Source organism: Parvularcula sp. IMCC14364, from assembly GCF_030758415.1.
Classification (GTDB): domain Bacteria; phylum Pseudomonadota; class Alphaproteobacteria; order Caulobacterales; family Parvularculaceae; genus Aquisalinus.
The window spans coordinates 56,223-74,845 of the sequence record NZ_CP132334.1; the positions used below are offsets into that span (position 1 = coordinate 56,223).

At 54.3% G+C, this 18,623-nt stretch carries 17 protein-coding genes and 1 pseudogene; 13 read left to right on the top strand and 5 right to left on the bottom strand.

The window, feature by feature from the left end:
* The first annotated feature begins 28 nt into the window (after positions 1–28).
* Positions 29–1,033 (top strand): glucokinase, encoded by a 1,005-nt coding sequence (gene glk, locus RAL90_RS00270; RefSeq protein ID WP_306252532.1) that lies wholly within the window; start codon positions 29–31, stop codon positions 1,031–1,033.
* Here glk and RAL90_RS00275 read toward each other — a convergent pair whose 3' ends face one another.
* Positions 1,034–2,563, bottom strand: coding sequence for an adenylate/guanylate cyclase domain-containing protein (locus tag RAL90_RS00275; RefSeq protein WP_372340391.1), 1,530 nt, complete (start codon positions 2,561–2,563; stop codon positions 1,034–1,036).
* Positions 2,564–2,634: 71 nt separating this feature from the next.
* On the opposite strand from RAL90_RS00275, the gene RAL90_RS00280 reads away from it, so the two are divergent.
* Positions 2,635–3,798 carry an IS30 family transposase gene (locus tag RAL90_RS00280; protein WP_306252534.1) on the top strand — a complete coding sequence of 388 codons (1,164 nt, stop codon included), beginning with the start codon at positions 2,635–2,637 and terminating at the stop codon, positions 3,796–3,798.
* A 241-nt stretch (positions 3,799–4,039) separates the two neighbouring features.
* Here RAL90_RS00280 and RAL90_RS00285 read toward each other — a convergent pair.
* Positions 4,040–5,329 (bottom strand): annotated as a pseudogene (locus RAL90_RS00285) (7TM-DISM domain-containing protein); the annotation flags it as partial.
* Positions 5,330–5,496: 167 nt separating this feature from the next.
* Here RAL90_RS00285 and RAL90_RS00290 point away from each other — a divergent pair.
* The 4 genes from RAL90_RS00290 (at position 5,497) to RAL90_RS00305 (ending at position 8,533) form a co-directional block, all read left to right on the top strand.
* Entirely contained in the window at positions 5,497–6,465 is a 969-nt protein-coding gene (locus RAL90_RS00290) for a carbon-nitrogen hydrolase family protein (protein WP_372340489.1), read from the top strand.
* A gap of 3 nt (positions 6,466–6,468) precedes the next feature.
* Positions 6,469–6,900 (top strand): hypothetical protein, encoded by a 432-nt coding sequence (locus tag RAL90_RS00295; RefSeq protein ID WP_306252536.1) that lies wholly within the window; start codon positions 6,469–6,471, stop codon positions 6,898–6,900.
* The gene (locus RAL90_RS00300) at positions 6,893–7,912 is read left to right on the top strand and encodes a sterol desaturase family protein (RefSeq protein ID WP_306252537.1); all 1,020 of its coding nucleotides are present in this window, start codon (positions 6,893–6,895) and stop codon (positions 7,910–7,912) included. The genes RAL90_RS00295 and RAL90_RS00300 overlap by 8 nt, the downstream gene beginning before the upstream one ends.
* A 339-nt stretch (positions 7,913–8,251) precedes the next feature.
* Positions 8,252–8,533 carry a YggT family protein gene (locus tag RAL90_RS00305; RefSeq protein WP_306252538.1) on the top strand — a complete coding sequence of 94 codons (282 nt, stop codon included), beginning with the start codon at positions 8,252–8,254 and terminating at the stop codon, positions 8,531–8,533.
* A 12-nt stretch (positions 8,534–8,545) separates the two neighbouring features.
* Here the strand turns inward: RAL90_RS00305 and RAL90_RS00310 are convergent, their stop codons facing one another.
* Positions 8,546–9,166, bottom strand: coding sequence for a YdeI family protein (locus RAL90_RS00310; protein ID WP_372340490.1), 621 nt, complete (start codon positions 9,164–9,166; stop codon positions 8,546–8,548).
* 275 nt (positions 9,167–9,441) lie between these two features.
* Between RAL90_RS00310 and RAL90_RS00315 the strand changes: the two genes are divergently transcribed.
* The 5 genes from RAL90_RS00315 (at position 9,442) to galU (ending at position 15,147) form a co-directional block, all read left to right on the top strand.
* Positions 9,442–10,068, top strand: coding sequence for a hypothetical protein (locus RAL90_RS00315; RefSeq protein ID WP_306252540.1), 627 nt, complete (start codon positions 9,442–9,444; stop codon positions 10,066–10,068).
* Between the two features lie 383 nt (positions 10,069–10,451).
* The gene (rpe, locus tag RAL90_RS00320) at positions 10,452–11,117 is read left to right on the top strand and encodes a ribulose-phosphate 3-epimerase (protein WP_306252541.1); all 666 of its coding nucleotides are present in this window, start codon (positions 10,452–10,454) and stop codon (positions 11,115–11,117) included.
* A gap of 6 nt (positions 11,118–11,123) precedes the next feature.
* Positions 11,124–12,830, top strand: coding sequence for a heparinase II/III family protein (locus tag RAL90_RS00325; RefSeq protein WP_306252542.1), 1,707 nt, complete (start codon positions 11,124–11,126; stop codon positions 12,828–12,830).
* Between the two features lie 89 nt (positions 12,831–12,919).
* The gene (locus tag RAL90_RS00330) at positions 12,920–14,191 is read left to right on the top strand and encodes a UDP-N-acetylglucosamine 4,6-dehydratase family protein (RefSeq protein WP_306252543.1); all 1,272 of its coding nucleotides are present in this window, start codon (positions 12,920–12,922) and stop codon (positions 14,189–14,191) included.
* 89 nt (positions 14,192–14,280) lie between these two features.
* Positions 14,281–15,147 carry a UTP--glucose-1-phosphate uridylyltransferase GalU gene (gene galU / locus RAL90_RS00335; protein WP_306252544.1) on the top strand — a complete coding sequence of 289 codons (867 nt, stop codon included), beginning with the start codon at positions 14,281–14,283 and terminating at the stop codon, positions 15,145–15,147.
* Positions 15,148–15,179: 32 nt separating this feature from the next.
* Here the strand turns inward: galU and RAL90_RS00340 are convergent, their stop codons facing one another.
* Positions 15,180–15,437, bottom strand: coding sequence for a hypothetical protein (locus tag RAL90_RS00340; RefSeq protein WP_306252545.1), 258 nt, complete (start codon positions 15,435–15,437; stop codon positions 15,180–15,182).
* 174 nt (positions 15,438–15,611) lie between these two features.
* Here RAL90_RS00340 and RAL90_RS00345 point away from each other — a divergent pair, with 174 nt between their 5' ends.
* Positions 15,612–16,244, top strand: a complete 633-nt coding sequence (locus tag RAL90_RS00345) for a hypothetical protein (protein ID WP_306252546.1) — start codon at positions 15,612–15,614, stop codon at positions 16,242–16,244.
* 19 nt (positions 16,245–16,263) lie between these two features.
* On the opposite strand, the gene RAL90_RS00350 is transcribed toward RAL90_RS00345, so the two are convergent.
* On the bottom strand, positions 16,264–17,556 hold the full coding sequence (locus RAL90_RS00350; RefSeq protein ID WP_306252547.1) for an O-antigen ligase: 1,293 nt from the start codon (positions 17,554–17,556) through the stop codon (positions 16,264–16,266).
* 273 nt (positions 17,557–17,829) lie between these two features.
* Here RAL90_RS00350 and RAL90_RS00355 point away from each other — a divergent pair, with 273 nt between their 5' ends.
* Positions 17,830–18,525, top strand: a complete 696-nt coding sequence (locus tag RAL90_RS00355) for a sugar transferase (protein ID WP_306252548.1) — start codon at positions 17,830–17,832, stop codon at positions 18,523–18,525.
* Positions 18,526–18,623: the final 98 nt, after the last annotated feature.

The following is an 18,623-nucleotide window of genomic DNA, read 5'->3' on the forward strand; positions in this document are numbered from 1 at the left end:
CCCTATGAGGTATTCATGAACAAGGGCAATGGCATTTGCCGTAAAGAAAGGCACGGGCATGGCAGAAACTTTTCTGGTCGCTGATATTGGCGGCACCAATGCCAGATTTGCGCTCTCCCGCTCTGTCGGGCCGTTGCAGCTAGAGGCAATCAGGCAACTCAGGACTGCTGATTTCTCCAGTCCCGTAGAGGCCGTATGCGCGTATCTTCAGGATGTGAATGCGACAATAACTCATGCCTGCATGGCCGTGGCAGGGCCACGATCCGGGCAGCGCGTGACGATGACAAATGCGAGCTGGGATTTTGAGATACATCAGGTGGCAGACGCGTTGGAGTTTACCGCGCTGCATATCCTGAACGATTTTGAAGCATTGGCCTTTGGTACGGAGCATGTAAACCAGGACGAATTAATCTGTGTATGTGCGGGCAGTCCGGATGGAACTGCGCCTGTGCTGGTCACAGGCCCGGGTACCGGACTCGGTCAGGCGATTCTGTTGCGCGAAGCCGGGCAAAGCCGTGTGGTCGCAACACAGGCCGGCTATGTCTCCTTTGCGCCGCAAGACGAGATGCAACGCGAAATTCATGGGCTCCTGCGCAAAGTTACTCCGCGCGTCCACAACGAGCATATTCTTTCCGGGAACGGATTATTGAGTTTGTACAAGGCTTTCTGCGAGGTTGAAGGCAAAGACCGGCTGCTAAGCACACAGGAAGAGGTAACGCAGTCAGGTGTTGCCGGGCGCGATGAAACGGCATTGGCGACGCTGCGCCTGTTTTGCCGGATCATGGGGCAGGTCGCTGGTGATGCTGTGCTGGCGAGTGGCGCGCGCGGCGGTGTACGACTGGCGGGCGGGATATTGCCACGATTGCCGGACATCCTGCTGGCAGGAGACTTTGCCGCTGGTTTCGCCAACAAGGCGCCGATGGAGAATTACCTTGCCAGCGTGCCCGTGCATCTGGTCACGGCGGAGAATACCGGGTTGCTTGGAGCGAGCGCCTGGTTGCGGCAATTGACTGAAAACGGTTCCTGGCAGTGATTATTTGCTGGTCATCGTCCAGACACCATCCCAGTCATCCGGTGGCGGACTTTCCTTGAACACGCGGGCGCGGTCGATATAGATTTGTGATGGGCGATCGTCTTCATGGGCTGCCAGCGCCGCTGCAAATTCTGCTATGGCCTGGTCCCAGTTGCGTTGCCGGTAGGCAGTTAAACCCGCCTGATAGTGATGCAGCACAGCTTCCATATTCGGGAAAGTTTCCTCCGTATGGTGGCCAAGAATTTCATAAATGCCACCCGGGCGTGCACGGCCCTTGACGCGGATCAAATCCAGTTCACGGTTCAGGACAGAAACCTTTGCCTGCTCAAGCGTATCCTCGCTGACAATGATATCAGCGCCGTAGTAACGGGTCAGATTTTCAAGCCGCGCCGCCACATTCACACAGTCACCGATCACGGTATATTCCATCCGCTTGGCAGAGCCGATCGTCCCGGCAATAACTTCGCCGGTTGCAATCCCGACGCTGATATTCAGCGGCTCTTCATTGCGTTCTGCGCGAACAGCATTGAGGCGTGTCAGGATCTGTTTCATCTCGACGGCACTGGCAAGTGCGTTGTCAGCGTCACGGTCCCCTTCAATCGGGGCGCCATAAACGGCCATGATTGAATCGCCAATAAACTTGTCGAGCACGCCCTGCCAGTTGAAGATTGCGTCGGTCATCTCGCCGAAATATTCGTTCAGCATGGCAACCGTTCCGCGCGCGCCCAACTGTTCGGAAAGGGACGTGAAGCCCCGCAGGTCTGCAAACAGTATCGAGGCATTGACCCGGGAGCCGGCAAGCGAATCCTCGCCATCATCAAGGATCTTGTCAGCGACTTCCTTGGTCATGAAGCGGCTCATGGTGCCGCGCAGACGCTTCTCGCCCGTAATATCCTCAACAAGCATCAAGGTGCCATTATCATCCCCGTCCTGATCGATCAGGGGAACAATAGAAATGTTCAGTGATTTGCTGTCACCGCCCGGAATAGTCACGTCAACGTCAAGCAGCGTACGGGCAACACCCTCGCCGCGCATGGTGGAAAGTTCCTCAATCAGCCATTCATTGTCCCGGGCCAGCCATGTATTGGCATCTGTGCCCATATAATCCAGCTCTTCACCGCCAAAAATCGCGAGGGCGGCGGCATTGATTTTTTCAATATTGCCAAAGGCGTTGATGGTGACAACGCCATTGGACATCGAGCCGAGAATGCTTTCATTGTAATTCCGGGCCGAAATAACTTCGCCAAACAGTTCTGCATTCTCGATGGCGATGGCCGCCTGAGCAGCAAAAGCGTGCAGGCGTTCTTCGTCAATCGCCTCGAAGCGGCGGCCGATCTTGTTCAGCACCTGCATGACGCCAATACGTTTCCCGCTCTTGCCCTCCACAGCCATGGTCAGGATGTTACGGGTACGGAAATTATTCGTGACATCCCATTGCTGGTTGAAGCGCGGGTCCGCATAGGCATCAGGCACGTTGATGGTGGAGCCCGTCTGGAAGCAGGCACCGGCAAGGCCAGCTGTCGCCGGCATCCGGATTTCCCGTGTGCGTTCAATGGGTCGTCGCAACACATACGATAAATTCGATATGTGGAGCGACAGTGATGAGGAAGAAATACGTACGGGTTGGCTTTACACCGGCTCAAAAGGCAGAGCTGTGGGAGCGATGGCGACGCGGCGAACAAATGAAGTCGATCGGGCGAGAGTTCGGAAAACCATCTTCGAGCATTTTCAAACATATTCGTTCGACGGGTGGGTATACTCCGGTTGAACGTCGCCGCGCGCCCGGCTGTTTGAGTTTGGCTGAGCGTGAAGAGATTTCTCGAGGACTTATGGTGGACCGATCCATCCGATCGATTGCACGCGCTTTGGGGCGTGCTGCTTCAACCATCAGCCGGGAGATCAAGCGCAATGGTGGCGCCAGGCGTTACCGCGCGGTCAAAGCAGATAAGCGCGCCTGGAAGCAGGCCCTACGTCCGAAGCCTTGCAAGCTGGCCATGCATGATGAGTTGCGGCAAGTTGTAGTTTGCAAGCTTCAGCGCCATTGGTCACCACAGCAGATCGCCGGCTGGTTAGCGCGGGCGCACCCAAGGCAAGAGGCGATGAACGTGTCTCATGAAACGATCTATCGAAGCCTATACGTACAGGCGCGCGGTGTGCTGAAGAAAGAGCTCGTGCAGTATTTACGAACGTGTCGCCAGTTACGCGGTTCAAGACATGCGCTTAAAGGCAAAGACCCACGCGGACAGATCAAGGATGCGGTCTCGATCAGCGAACGACCTGCTTCGGTGGAGGATCGCGCCGTCCCCGGTCACTGGGAAGGTGACCTGATTTGTGGTCCCAAGCATAGCTTCATCGTGACCCTGGTTGAGCGTCACTCGCGCTATGTGATGCTTGCAAAGGTAGCCAACCGGCGCACTGAAACCGTCGTCGATGCGTTGATCGAACATGCCAACAGAATCCCAGACGAACTCTATAAATCCCTTACCTGGGATCGAGGCCATGAACTGGCAGAGCATAAGCGCTTCACTGTTGAAACGGATATCGAAGTCTATTTCTGCGATCCGCAAAGTCCATGGCAGCGCGGCACGAACGAAAACACCAATCGGCTATTGCGCCAATATCTCCCCAAGGGAACGGATCTGTCAGTGCACTCCCAGGAGCAGTTGGACGCGATCGCCAGAGAACTAAATGAGCGCCCAAGAAAAACACTGGACTATGAGACCCCAGCTGAGCGATTAAATACCTGTGTTGCGATGACCGGTTGAATCGGCACCGGTTTTCAAGACCCTCAGCAATCAGGGACCAGAGTTCGTCCGTGCGCTCATCATACAAAAAGAGCGTAGAGCGTTCAGCATGTATGAATTCCGTTGCGCCATGCACAATTCGCCCCAGCAGGGTTTCCAGCCGTATTTCTGAAGAGATGGCGGATGTAACTTCAATCAACCGCGAGAGGTCGGTGGTCATTTTTTCGGATGTCTGCAGCGTATGCGTCCAGCGCTGCGCGAGCACGATAACCTGGGCGATCAGGAAAATCATAAAGCCCAGAGATGTCATGCCAAGGCCAAGGCCAATCGCCGGAATGGTCGGCAGTGTCCCGTTTGTGACCAAAATCTCCCCAATCGCGCAGTAGATCAGGATCAGCATACTGAACAGGAATATCCAGGCACCATCCCGGTTGTTCAGGGCGGCGCGGATGACCGTCACCAGAATGTAGAGAGACGTGAGAGGAATGATCACATTCAGGAAAATGGCATACTGAGGAAAGTCAAACGGATCCGGTTTTGCTGAGAGAATGATGGTCACATAAATCAGGAAGAATGCCGGGATGATCAGGATAAGTCTGTCGACGATTCTGAAGCGTTCATCAGGATATAATGCCGCGATATAGGCAGCGGCAGAGATCACGGCCACGCATTCTGCGGCGTAAAAGATATTGAGCTTGGTCCAGAAGTCGAGATTCGGCATCAACACTTCCGGCAGGCTCACCCCGAGAAACGAAAGTACCGTGCCGAAGGACAGCGCGAAAATTGCGAAATAGAGGGAGGCATAATCACTGCGCCGGAACAGGAACAGCACAACACCGAATATGAACAGAACGGTTGCGATTCCCTGGATCAGCAGGTCCCGGACATTGAATACAGTGATGTAATCAGAAATGACATCCGGCGGCCCGAAGACCGGCGGGACAATGAAGCGGCCATCACCATGAATGTGATCTGAAATTTCGATCAGGATTTCAATATCCGAGTCATCAGTATTGAAGCCGGCAAAATGGCCCTTCCAGATGGCTTCTTCTCCGGCGCCGAAATCGCGGGCAAGCGCGCCGTTTTCTGTGAGTAATTCGCCATCCACCCAGATTCGGCTCGGCGCGTAGAGTATCGGGATGAAGACCGAATATGGTCCCGGCTCCAGGTCCTGAATGGTCAGGCGATACGTCCCGTATCCCCGAGCTGTATGATCCCTGCCAATATCCTGCTGCACGGCATCAATATCGAAATTGTGCCAGACATCAGGTACGTTGCCAAAAACTGGGGTCGGCGATGGGGCGAGATTGTCTTCGCCAAGATATTTTTTCCAGTAAAACTCCCACTCACCGGTCAGCTGCACCGTGCCCCTGGAAAAATCCCAATCTGCAAGGCTGAGCTGGCCAGCCTCGATAGTTGGCGCATCCGCTGGCGTGGAGGTGACGAAGAAGCGACCGCCCAGAATCGTCATGATGATGAGAATGCCTGCAGCGATCAGCGTATTGCTGATCGGCAACGTATCGCGAAATTCGTTTTCCCAACTCTGATGCATGTCCCCGCCTCTTTGAACATTAACGCTACAGCCAAAAATCGGGTCAGGCAAAGAAAGAATTGCTTCGCGCAAGGCATACGGCGCGAGTGCATTTCAATGCTGGCCGATACGCGCTAGATTGTGGGAAGGGAGAATGTGTTGTGAAAACTGTCATTGCTGAAACATCAATGTCGCCACAAGCGCAGGACGGCTTGCGCGTGGCGCTGGCGCAGATTTCGCCAGTGTGGCTTGATCGCAGTGCTACCTTGCAGAAAATCATGGGCTGCGTCTCGCAGGCAGCCGATGAGGGGGCTGATCTGGTCACCTTCGGCGAGGCCTTGTTACCGGGCTATCCTTTCTGGGTAGAGCGCACAGGTGGTGCCAGGTTTAATGATGAACGCCAGAAAAATTTTTATGCGCTTTATCTCGACCAGGGCGTCGTAATTGAACGGGGCGACCTCGCGCCGCTTTGTGACCTGGCGCGGCAAAAAAAAATTGCCGTCTATCTTGGCATCATGGAGCGCGCGCCGGACAGGGGTGGGCATACGCTTTATGCAAGCATCGTCTATATCTCGCCTGAGGGCATCGTTGGTTCTGTCCACCGCAAACTTCAGCCCACATATGATGAACGGCTGGTCTGGGGCCCGAGCGATGGTCATGGGTTGCGGGTACATCCGCTGGGCAACTTCACAGTCGGTGGTCTGAATTGCTGGGAAAACTGGCTGCCTCTTGCCCGCGCATCGCTTTACGGGCAGGGGGAAGACCTGCATGTCTCGATCTGGCCGGGCGGGCTGCACAATACGCAGGATCTGCCGGTTTTCATCGCCAAAGAGGCCCGGTCCTATGTTATCGCCGTCTCGGGCCTGATGCGTAAAACAGATATTCCGGATGATTTTCCCCATGCCGATGAGATTGCCGCCAATGCCGGGGACTTTATGGCGAATGGGGCGTCCTGTATTGCTGCGCCGGATGGAAGCTGGGTTATTGAGCCGGTGATTGGCGAGGAAGCGCTGTTGATTGCGGATATAGACCAGGCGCAGGTGCGCCGTGAACGCCAGAACCTTGACGTTGTTGGTCACTATTCCCGGCCGGATGTCACCCGTCTGATGGTGAATCGCGAACGGCAATCAACGGTGCAGTTCAAGGATCAGGATTGATCGATGACAGCTTTCCAACTGCTCGTTGTATTTTCAGTGGTGTCGATCAGCCTGATGGCTTTTCTATTGCATCGGTTGGGGCAGTCAACAAACCACGCTTTTACAGATGGTGCGGCAGCCGGGTCAGTTTTTCTGGAAGAATTTCCCGACAGTCGCGTCGATAAGGTGGCGCTCTCTGGGGACGGGCGTGCCGCCATGCTGACACTTGCCAATGAGCCTTACATTGGTCTGGTGCGGGCCATGGGTAAATTCTCTCTCGCACGAAAAGTAGGCCCGCAGAGTGTACGCTCTGTCGAGGTTCATGAGACAACTGTGAAACTGAAATTGCGGGATTTTGCCGATCCTGATTTTTCGATTACATTCAGTGAAACAAAAGAGGCTGAACGCTGGGCCGGTTACTTCGGTCCGCTGGAGGAGCAGGAAACACATGCCTGAAATGCCAGACCTGCCAAAAGTCGAGGAATTCGCCGGTCCCATTTACATGGTACTGATCCTGCTGGAGATTTTTCTGATCACTGGCAAGAAGGCAAAAGGCCTTTATGAGACACGTGATGCGACTGTCAGTGTTGCCATGGGGCTGGGCAGTGCGGTTGTGCCTTTGCTGATCGGCGGTATTGTTCTGGCAGGTATCTATGCGATCCTGTTCTGGTTTTATCAGTTCGCGCCGGTCAAATGGGAATTTACACTCTGGGCATTTCTCGCCTGTTTCCTGCTGGATGATCTGCGCTATTACTGGTCACACCGGTTCAGCCACACTATTCGCTGGGGCTGGGCCAATCATGTGATCCACCACTCCAGCCAGCACTATAATCTGTCCACGGCCTTGCGACAGCCCTGGTTCAGTTTCACCACAGGCTTTTTCGTGTTGAAGATACCGCTGGTTTTGCTGGGCTTTCACCCGGCAATGATCGCCTTTGCCGGGTCTGTGAACCTGCTTTATCAGTTTTTTATTCATACGGAGACTGTAGGGCGGATGCATCCATGGATAGAGGCCGTCTTCAATACGCCGTCCCATCACCGGGTTCACCATGGCCGCAACCCGCGTTATCTCGACTCGAATTATGCGGGTGTCCTGATTATCTGGGACAAGCTGTTTGGTACTTTCGTGCCGGAGGATGATACCGAACCGGTACGTTACGGGATCATCAAAAGCCTTGGCACGTTCAACCCATTACGGGTGGCCACGCATGAATATGTTGCTATCGGGCAGGATGTCTCGCGGCGCGGGCTGTCGCTGAAACAGCGCCTTGCTTATGTTTTTGCGCCCCCGGGCTGGAGCCATGATGGCAGCCGCAAGGGCTCGCGCGCGCTCAAGGCTGACTTTGTGGAGAAACACCCAGAGCTGGCCGGGCGACCCGGATTGCCCTTGTCGGGTTCTGGCATGATGCAGGCACCTGATACGCGTGAAGCGACTGCTTCAGGTTCGCCTCAGGGTACCAATGTCTGATTTTTTGCTGCAGGTGCGAAAGAAAGCCGCATTGGCCAGACCACATGGTGGCCTTTACGACACACCACGCTTCCAAATATCCCGAACAGTCTATTAAAAGGCTGACAGCTCGCAATCAAAGTGCTGTTTATATTGACGCAAAGTCCGTCAGCCGAGGGGGCATTCGCTGGCGGATCCCGAGACACTGCGTCTGAAAACTGTCAGACGGCGGTAGAGGGGACGAGGCGGCGCACTTAATTGTGCGCCGCTTTGCCATATCCGGGCTTCACTCCTTGCGGCATGTGGCAACCAGCCCTAGATACTGAAGTGATCGTCATATCTTGTTACGGGGCCTGCCTCATGGGATTCATTGCCTACATCTTGTATCAACTCATCGGCCTGTTCATCTTCGTGCTGTTCGCCTGGATTATTCTTGGCTGGCTCATTGCATTCGGTGTGTTGAGTTACCAGACACCGCTGGTCGCCAATATCATGGCCTTTTGTGATGCTCTGACGCGCCCGGCACTTGAACCCATCCGCAAGATCATTCCAGCGATCGGTGGTATTGATATCAGTCCTATTTTTCTGCTGATCGCTCTCAACGCGGTGCAAATATACATCCTGCGCCCGCTGATGGGCTGAGCGCGGCGGGTTTCAGCGCTCCATTGCCCCTTTGCCGGAAATAATTTTTTCGCGGAATTTACCGATACGGTTGTATCGCGTCTCTGGTTTTTTGGCCGAGTTGAGATTGATCACATAACTTTTCTGCCGGCCCGGCGTGAGCGCATCAAAGGCTTCCGCCAGTTCCGGGTCCGCCGCCAGTGCATTAACCAGCTCATCCGGCAGGCTGAGTTCTGTTTCTATCTTCTCCGGCCTGACATTGTTCTCGGCATATTGCATGGCTTCCAGAAGATAGCCGCTGATAGAGGCTTTCAGCTTTGCAACCTGTTCGTTCTGCGTGAAGGGGATCATGTCCGCATATTGTGTGTTCGGCCCCTGCTTTTGCAGGATGTTGTCAGGGTCCTTCATCAGCGCTGCGTAAAAAAAACTCAGGCGGAAATTGTCTCTGAAAGCGCCGATGATCGCAATGTTTCTGCCCGCATGTGTATAGCAAGGGTGACCCCATTTCACAGTTTCGGTCAGCCCGGCAGCCGTGCAAATCTGTCGCAGCGCTTTCAGGCCGGGTTCCCATTGTTTTGTTGAGCAGTCCGGTGTGTCAAATCGCTCGCAACGGCCACAGCCCTTTGAAAAATAATCCTCAATGTTGGTGATCATGGTTCTATCTGGCATCGGCCAAACCTCCGATGGAAATTCTTGAGCGCTGGTTCTGGCTGCAGGCGGTCCTCGGCAATCCGGTCAGCGCAGAGACACTTTACCCGCAAGCCAGGAAACCATCACCCCGGTACGGGCCATGCCATATCCTGCCACTCTTCACAGGCCAAGCAGCGAAAAAAATCAGCAATCAATGGCTTCGATGCTCATCATCAAGTTTTTGGTCCGGCAGAATATTACACTTGCATTAGCCCCAGACAATGCACACCTGAACCGGTATGAAGTTTTCAGGTCTGCCCCGTAAAAAAATACTCATGACAACCGCCATGGCGGCTTTGGCTACAGCGCTTGCGGGCGGTGCCACGGCGCAGGCTGATGATGTCAGTGCTGGTCAGACACCGACCGCGCAATATGAATATAGCTCTTCTCTAGTGGCAGGCAGTCCTGATCAGAGCGATCCTGCAACCAGTGTGGTTGTGGATACAGGCTCAAGGTGGCTTGCTGTGACAGCCCTCTCGGGTTTGCTCGCCAGTGCTTTTACCTTGTTTGGCGCGAACAGACTGTTGCAGTTTTTCGCCAGTGCCGGAAACTGGCTGGGCAGCAGTACTAAGAAGGCTGCTTCTGCATCATGGTCCGCCACCAAGGCCACTGCCTCGGCGGCTGGCAGGGTCGGTGCGCGCGTATCCCGAAAGCCGATGCGGGTTCTGTTTCTGGTTGGAGGCCTGACGCTTTTCGCCCTCACCGGCATTGCCTGGTTTGATATTGAATGGCAGGCCGGATTATTGACCGGCGCCGGCGCGGCAAGCGCCGCAGCATATGGGTTTGACCGGACGGGTAAGTTTGTCAGAAATCTCATGGCTAAAGTCCCCGGCAGGCGCAGGGCCGAGCAGGTGAAGCCGGCCTAATAGGCACGGCGTTTCAGCTTGGCACAGTTTTTCTGAGTAATATCAATGATTTGGGCAATTTTGACCACTCATGGCCCTAATTTGGCCGCAAAACCATTCCATATGATAGACATGAACATGATGAGCCCCCCGATCATAAAACACACAGCCGGAACGTATCCCGGCCAAAATTTTTTATGTGCGCGCGCTCAAGATGGCCTTGATGGTCTCATTCTCCAGGTTTCCAGATACTGATTTTTTTACGACTACCAACTTGCACCCCTCACCTTCTCAGCCCCCGCCACGTGCGGGGGCTTTTTTTGGGAAAAACGAAACATGGAATTCACGTATGAGAGGCCGTGCCAATGTTGCTTTTTGCAGGCGGCGCAGGATAAGAAAAACCTATGTCTGTCCTGATTTCCCCTTCCATTCTTTCCGCAGATTTTGCCTGTCTCGGAGAAGAAGTGCGCGCTGTAGATGTTGCCGGTGCTGACATGATCCATGTTGATGTCATGGATGGTCATTTCGTCCCTAATCTGACGATTGGCCCAGCGGTGGTCAAGGCATTGCGCCCCCATTCTCAAAAGCCCTTCGACGTGCATCTGATGATTTCGCCCGTAGATGCTTACATTCCTGATTTTGCCGAGGCAGGTGCGGACATCATCACCATCCACCCAGAAGCGGGGCCGCATTTGCACCGCTCCCTTCAACTGATCCGCTCTCTGGGCAAGAAAGCGGGCGTGGCGCTGAACCCGGCCACACCAGCGGAACTGATCGCACCGGTTTTGGACAGCATTGATCTGGTGCTGGTGATGAGTGTTAATCCGGGGTTCGGTGGGCAGAAATTTATCGACAGTCAGCTTGAAAAAATTCGTCAGCTGCGCGGCATGATTGATTGTAGTGGATATGATATCATGCTTGAAGTTGATGGCGGTGTGAATGCTGAAACAGTCCCCGGTGTCATTGCTGCCGGGGCAACAGCGCTTGTTGCTGGCAGCGCAGTGTTCAGGGGCGATCCCGGCGCGTATGCTGACAATATCCGTGCGCTGCGTGTCAACGGAGTGGCCTGAGTGTAAATGGCGAAATCCAGTCGAAAACAGACTCCCTATGCTGCGAATGTCAGTGCCAGAAAGCCCTGGCGACATTGGCATGACGGTCTGTTTTATGAACTGCAATTAAATGGCCCTGCGCCAGACCGTTTGACGTTCAATCTTGTAAATCCGTACAAGCCGGACACCACAGATGCAATAGAACTGCTGAAGCAGTATGAGAATGAGCAACTTCATATTTCATCTATCAGTCAGCATCAGGAGGGGTTTCTGACACCCTGGCGTGACCTCTGTTCTGAAGACCTCAAATATCGTCGGTATCATTCTTTTGCCTGGCTCGCTGGGATGGCCGCCGGGGGACAGTCCAGCTTGCCTGCTGCAAGAGCCATGGTTGATGGATGGCTGCATTATAACGAGAAGTACCAGCCAGAAACATGGCATCCACATCTGGTATGTGACCGGCTCTGGCATCTGGCCCGCGATGGGCAATGGTTGATGCGCGGCGCAGAGGCCACCTGGCGCTCCCGCCTTTTATCCTCTATGGCGCGCCAGACGCGACACCTTGCCAAGGCCGTGGCACGGGTTGAGGAACCTGTCGAGCGATTGTTCAGTGCCATGACATTGATCCTGATGGGTTTGGCATTGCCGCATCATCGCACTTGCGAAGAGCAGGGCAGCACCCTTTTGCGTCGTGAATTGCGACTGCAATTAAGAGCGGACGGTGGTCACATCAGCCGCAATCCGTCGTTGCAGCTGCGCATTACATTATGCCTGCAGGATCTGATGAAGGCCTATCGGCTGTTGTCTCTGTCGGCACCGAATTTCCTGCATCACGCGGTGAGCCGGACAACCGACATGACGGAGTTTTTCCGCTGTGGCGACGGCAGACTTGCTGTTTTCAATCAGGGAACAGAGGATGACCCGAAGGCGCTTGCAAGAGCGTTGTCCTTTGACAGTGTGGCCCGTAACCGGATTGATTTTGCCTCACAGTCAGGGTTCCAGCGTCTTTATGGCGCGCGTACCTATTTGTATGCTGACATTGGTGTGCCTGCAGCCAGTCCGGGCAGAGTCTCAAATGAGATTGCTGATAGCGCAAAAGGGACATTCGCGATCCAGTTTTCTGCCGGTCGCCAGCGGATCATCACAAATTGTGGTTCTGCCAATGCGCTCGCAACGCCTGATTCCGGCTTGTCGCTGGCTGAGTACCGGCAATGGCATGAAGCCCTTGCCGGGCCTGATGCCCATTCAGGCCTTTGTGTTGACGGCGTTGATACGCCTTTCTCCGGAACAGCACGTAACGGTGCAGGTGGAAATAGCTACCATCACCTGGAAGAAGATCGTCACGGACAACTCCTGGAGCTCGAGCGCACTGACGTGCCCGGCGCAACAGGCTGTACGCATCGACGGCGTCTTTTTCTGGGTATCGACGGGGATGATTTGCGCGGGGAAGATGTGCTGATCCCCCCAGGGGGGGAGAGCGCCCCCAAATGGCTGCTGCGGTTCCATTTATATCCCGGGATCAAGGCGTCGCTGTCGCGTGATCGACATACTGTGATCCTTGTCACTCCACAAAATGAAGGATGGCGCTTTATAGCGGGTGACGCGATGATGGAGCTGGCACCCAGCATATATTGTGGTGTTGAGGGGCCGGTGCAGAAAATAGAACAGATTATCGTGAAACCGGCGCGCGCCAGAGGTGTTGTACAACAGGTTAAGTGGGCGCTGAAAAAGTGACGGAATCATGAAACTGTTGCGTTCAACAGTATGGATATGTTGCGAACCTGTAATGGTCTGCTACTTTGGGCCCGACGAGGAGTAAATGCATGTCAGCTGACATGAATAACGGACAACAGCACGGTTTCTGGGACAGGTTACGGGCGTTGCTGAATCCCAATGCGTCAATGGAGGCCCCCACTGAGATGGTCAGCCCCCGGCTTGCCCCTTGTGACTTGAGCGGGTTGCAAATGGATTCAACGCAGTTATTGCGGCGCCCGCCACGGTCGATAGACCTTCATGCCGCCAGCACGTTGATGAGTGGTAAGCGAATTCTCATCACCGGCGCAGGGGGCACCATCGGCTCAGAGCTCGTGCGTCAGGCTGCTTCCTTCAAACCATCAAAGCTGGTTCTGGTGGATAATTCCGAGTTCAACCTCTATCAGATTGACATGGAAATGCGGGAGCTGGGTCTTGATGTGCCCGTGGAGGCCTATCTGGTCGATGTTTGTCGTCGCAATCACCTGACACGTCTTTTCGAGAATACGAAGCCGGAAATTGTTCTTCATGCGGCTGCTTTCAAGCATGTACCTATTGTTGAGCAGAACCAGTCACCCGCTGCGTTGACCAATGTGCTTGGTGCCAAGAATGTTTTTGACGCATCGGTGGAATTCAAGTCCGAGGCTGTTGTGTTTATCTCCACTGATAAGGCCGTGAATCCGACGAGCTTTATGGGAGCAACCAAGCGCATTGCCGAACTCTATGCGCAGGCACTGGATGTCGCGCAAACTGACACGCGGTTTGTGACGGTGCGCTTTGGCAATGTTCTCGGCTCGACGGGATCAGTTGCGCCTCTGTTCGAGCGTCAGATTGCTGCCGGCGGTCCTGTGACTGTGACCCACCCGGATATTTCGCGCTATTTCATGACCACGCGCGAGGCAGTGCAACTGGTGCTCCAGGCCGCCAGTCTCGACCATGGTCAACGCGGTGTCGTCACCCATGATGGGCGTATATTTGTACTCGACATGGGGGAGCCGATCCGCATCGTCGAACTGGCGAAACGAATGATCGAAGCTCATGGCCTGAAACCGGATGAAGACATCAAAATCGAATTCACCGGCCTTCGGGCAGGGGAGAAGCTGTTCGAGGAAATTTTCCTTGATACAGAAAAGCTGATCAAGACCGGCGCTGACGGTGTTCTGTTGGCCTCGCCAACAATGATTGATCTGCCTTTGCTCAATCCGCGTTTTGCTGATGTGATCAGTTATGCCCAGAGCTGCGATGAAGTGAAACTAGCCGAAGCTGTTCACCATCTGGTGCCGGAATTTCGTGGGCCTTCTGCTGTTGCCGACATGGCGGCCTCACAAACCGCTGCGGAATGAGCGCGCAGCCGAGCTTGCGATTTATGTGAGACACGTCATAACGACGTCAATGCTATCCGCCCAGTTATCAATCCCTGAGGACATGCCCCATGAAGCCAATCCGCAAGATTGTCATTCCCGTTGCCGGCCACGGCACCCGTGTATTGCCAGCGACCAAGTCGACACCAAAAGAAATGTTGCCCGTCGTGGACCGGCCTTTGATCCATTATGTGGTAGAGGAAGCGCTTGAAGCGGGCATCGAGCATATTGTTTTCGTCACTGGTCGCGGCAAGGGCGCACTGGAAGATTATTTCGACCATGCTTTTGAGCTTGAGGCTGGGCTCGAAGCCAAAGGCAAGACAGAAATTCTTGAAGATGTCCGGCAGCCGATTATGACGCCTGGCAGCCTTTCATATACCCGACAGCAGTCTCCGGCAGGTCTTGGTCATGCGATCTGGTGCGCCAGGGAAATTATCGGGGATGAGCCTTTCGCTATTTCGCTGCCTGATGTGATTATCCGTGGCAAGCCAGGCTGTTTGCGGGAGATGGTGGACCACTATAATAAATGTCAGGGGAATATTATCGCAGTGGAGGAAGTGCCCCGCGAGGAAGTCAACAAATACGGGATCATCGCCCCCAAATCGACTGATGAAGCCTTGATGGAAATGACGGGTATGGTGGAAAAGCCGTCCGTTGAGGATGCGCCGTCCAATTTCTCCATCACTGGCCGATATATCCTGCAGCCAGAGATTTTCAGCCTGTTGGAAAAAACCGAACGTGGTGCCGGTAATGAAATCCAGCTGACAGATGCGATGGCAGCTTTGATGACGCAACAGCCATTTTTTGCCTGTACTTTTTCAGGAGAAAGCCATGACTGCGGCAGCAAGATTGGCTGGTTAAAAGCCAATCTTGCTTTCGCGACCGATCGTCCGGAGTTTGTGCAAGAACTACAGAGCTACGTTGGGGAACTGTTTTAGACTGTCAGTTAAGATAAAGTTCGGGGCTGGCCCTAGAAAATTGCCTGACCGAAGTAAAATACACCGCCCCAGAACAGGGAGCAGGTGACAAATACAAAGGCAATGGTGCGGCCTACAGGCCATCTTTCTTCGTCTGCGACCGGTGCGTCCCACTGCTGCTCCAGAGCAGATTGCAGGCGACGGGCAGGAGAATTGAGGCCACCGATAATATTCAACGGCTCCAGAGGTGAAGCTGATTGTGCTTCTTCAGCTTCAAACGAGAATTCCTGTTTGCGCTGTGCTTTCGCCATGATGGCAACTCCTTTTGATACTCATGTACTAACGTACTAACATCATATGCATGATCCTCTTAACAAGTGCTTAACCTGGGTTAGGGTTCCCTGAACGGAATGGATTGAACTTTTCTAAACTTGTCCATGCTATCAGTTTTTGTGGCATTTATATCTGCCGGAGGAGGCTGAAAAATGACGCTCTATATTAGATCAAGGCAGGTTAAACGTCTGCTTGGGGCCGGCATGTTTGCAGTCGGCGTATTATGCGGCGGGGCTTTTCTGGGGGAGGCAGAAGCCTGGAGGTTGGCCCGCCAGGAAGCAACAGCTCAGCAGTTGGCAGCGTTGACGCCTTTGCCGCAGGGCAAGACAGTGAATTACTATACAGCGCTGGCAGATTACGCGCTTGCCGTGCGACCTGGCGACTATGTGTTGGCTGAGCAAGCGACGGGCAAGATTCTCAATCGCAACAGCAAGGATGCGCAGGCCTGGAACCGGCTTGCTTTTATTGATCTGCGCGAGAACCGGCAACTGACCAGAGATGGTGTTGCGGCACTTTACAAATCTTATGACGCAAGCCCTTACGGTGACTTGGCGATGATGATCTGGCGCGTTGAGTTTGGCTCGAGCGTCTGGTCGTCCCTGCCGGATGATTTGCGCGCGCGTACGCTGGCACAAATTCCCGTGATTGGTCGTTTCGGTGTTTCGTGGGAATGGCGTGTAGGCGCGTGTCGGCAAAATCCCCATGAGCAGATCTGGCGGGCCGCCTGTGATATTGCACCGGGTGTTGTCAGACCGGGAACAGGCGGTAGGCCGCAAACGGGATAGGCTGGTATCAAGCCACTACCTATTGACGTTTGCGTGACCCGCGCGCGGCGAGACCAGCGCCAAGCCCCAAAAACAGCATCCACCACCACATGACCCCGGGTATCTCCAGGGCATAGTCGACCTGTCCGTGCAACAGGATGAATAGGGATATAATCAGTATTGTACGTAAATACGTGCCATAGCGTTTGTGAGCAAAGCCGGTGCGCACAGTCCATATCATCCAGACCACAATGCCAACGGCGCAGAGCGTGCCGACAATGCCGGTTTGCAGCAACCATTGCAGGGCAATATTATGCGCCGCGCCTTGTGTTGCCAGAATGTGGGCGTTCTCACTGGTCATGATCATATCATTCACCGTACTGAACGAACCAAAGCCATAACCGGTGAATGGGCGGGCAAGGAAAGCTTCCCAATAGGCAGAGAACATGACGAGGCGCATGTTGGCATCTTCGTCGAGGTCAGCATAGCGCGCGCCGGCCACATCGCCGGACAGGTTCCAGAAAAAAACGCCGAGCAGGCTGATGCCTGCTACAGCAAGTATGATCAGGCGGAAAAGCGATGAGTCCGTCTTGCCGTCTGATGCGCTGGTCCTGCGTGAGAGTACCTCCCAGAAAAAAAGGATCCCAAGGCAAACCAGCGTGAATGTGAGCCCCGCTCTTGAGGCCGTCAGCAAAAGACACACAGCGGCAAAAAGGAAGGTAACAACCCCCAGCATTCCGTGGCGGAAAAGACTTTCCATCAGCACCAGCGGGTTCAGGCTCACAACCTTGCGCAGGGCACGCAAAATGGAGGCTGTCGCCGCCAGAATGGTGATGCCAAAAAAAGTTGCTGCTGTGTTCGCGGAGAGGAATGCGGCTGAAAGTCGGTCCTCATGATAAGGGCGCGGCTGCCCATGGATCATGTCAGGATTAAGTGTGAAATCGGCAAAGGCCCAGACAGCAATCATCAACAGCACAATCAGTATCACCTGCCACAGCCGGTGTGCATCTTTCGCCAGCCTGCCTTCACTTTCTGCCAGCATGTAAACGCAGAGCGCCGCAGCAATGATGGCGTAATGGTTCATGGCAAAAACAGTGCGTCCGGTGATCGCATCAAAGACAAATGCACAGCCCAGCAGGATCAATCCCATCGCTACGACTTGCGGCAAGCGCGAAGATTTTCCGGTAACCAGCTTTGTACCTGCCAGCAGCAATAGAGCCGCGGAAAAAAGAAACGAGGTCATTGGCGTGTCAGCGCCAAAAAACAGGCTGGCCCCGGCCAGCAATATCACCAGCAGGCCATATGGATAGAATAAGCGTAACAGTCCGGCCATGCCTCACCTGATCGGGTCAAACCCCTTTACTACCGCCAAGTTAACCATGTGAGTCTTGTGAATTGGTTACGGCTGGCAGCGGAGCCTCAAATTGTAATCCAGACCGAGAGAGTGCAGATTTGACGCAGGGGAAGCGGTTCTTTATTATTGCCGCTTGTGGTGATGGGGTTATCCCAATGACGGGTAAGTTGAGTTTTTGGCACGCGCCTGGCGCGTATCTGGCCCTATCTTTGCAACACCTTCGGCAAGCTTTTGTGAACCGGAGATAGAAGCATGACAGCTGTTGCAGAACGGGACTTTACCAGCTTCAAGGAACTGGATCAGGCTTTTGCCGCACCGGCAGACGTGCCGACAGGCCTGACAGGTGTCCTGAAACGCACGCAGGATCTGGCCATCGCGATCCCGCTATTCATCTTCATTTTGCCTCTGCTGGCAACTATTGCCATTCTGATCCGCGCTCAGGGACATGGACCCGTAATTTTTCGTCAGGTCCGCTGTGGCCGCGGCGGGGTGCCGTTCACCTGCTACAAATTTCGCACCATGCACATCGATGCCCCCAAGGCACTGGAAGACCTGTTGCAGCGAGACCCCAAAGCAGCGGCAGAATGGGAAAAAACCCAGAAACTGCAAAATGATCCACGCATTACAAGGATTGGTCGCTTCCTGCGCCGCTCCAGCCTTGATGAGTTGCCGCAACTGGTCAACATCATTGCTGGCGACATGTCAGTCATTGGGCCGCGCCCCGTGACATTTGACGAGTTGCCGCGTTACGGCAGCAAACTCTCTTATTATATGGCGGCCCGCCCTGGCGTTACCGGTTTGTGGCAAGTGAATGGTCGCAGTCAGCTCACATACCAGCAACGGATAGATTACGATGCTGAATATGCAAAAAGCTGGAGCCTCGTGCGTGATATGCGCATTCTTCTGAAAACCGTCCCGGCCGTGCTGATGTCCAAAGGCGCTGTGTAACTGGTCAAGCAGTACGCGCGTCCAGCTTCTTGCTTGCCTGTCCTGACGGGGCACACTCAGTCGCAGATTTACTTGCCTGCCGTGATAAGTGCGTGAAA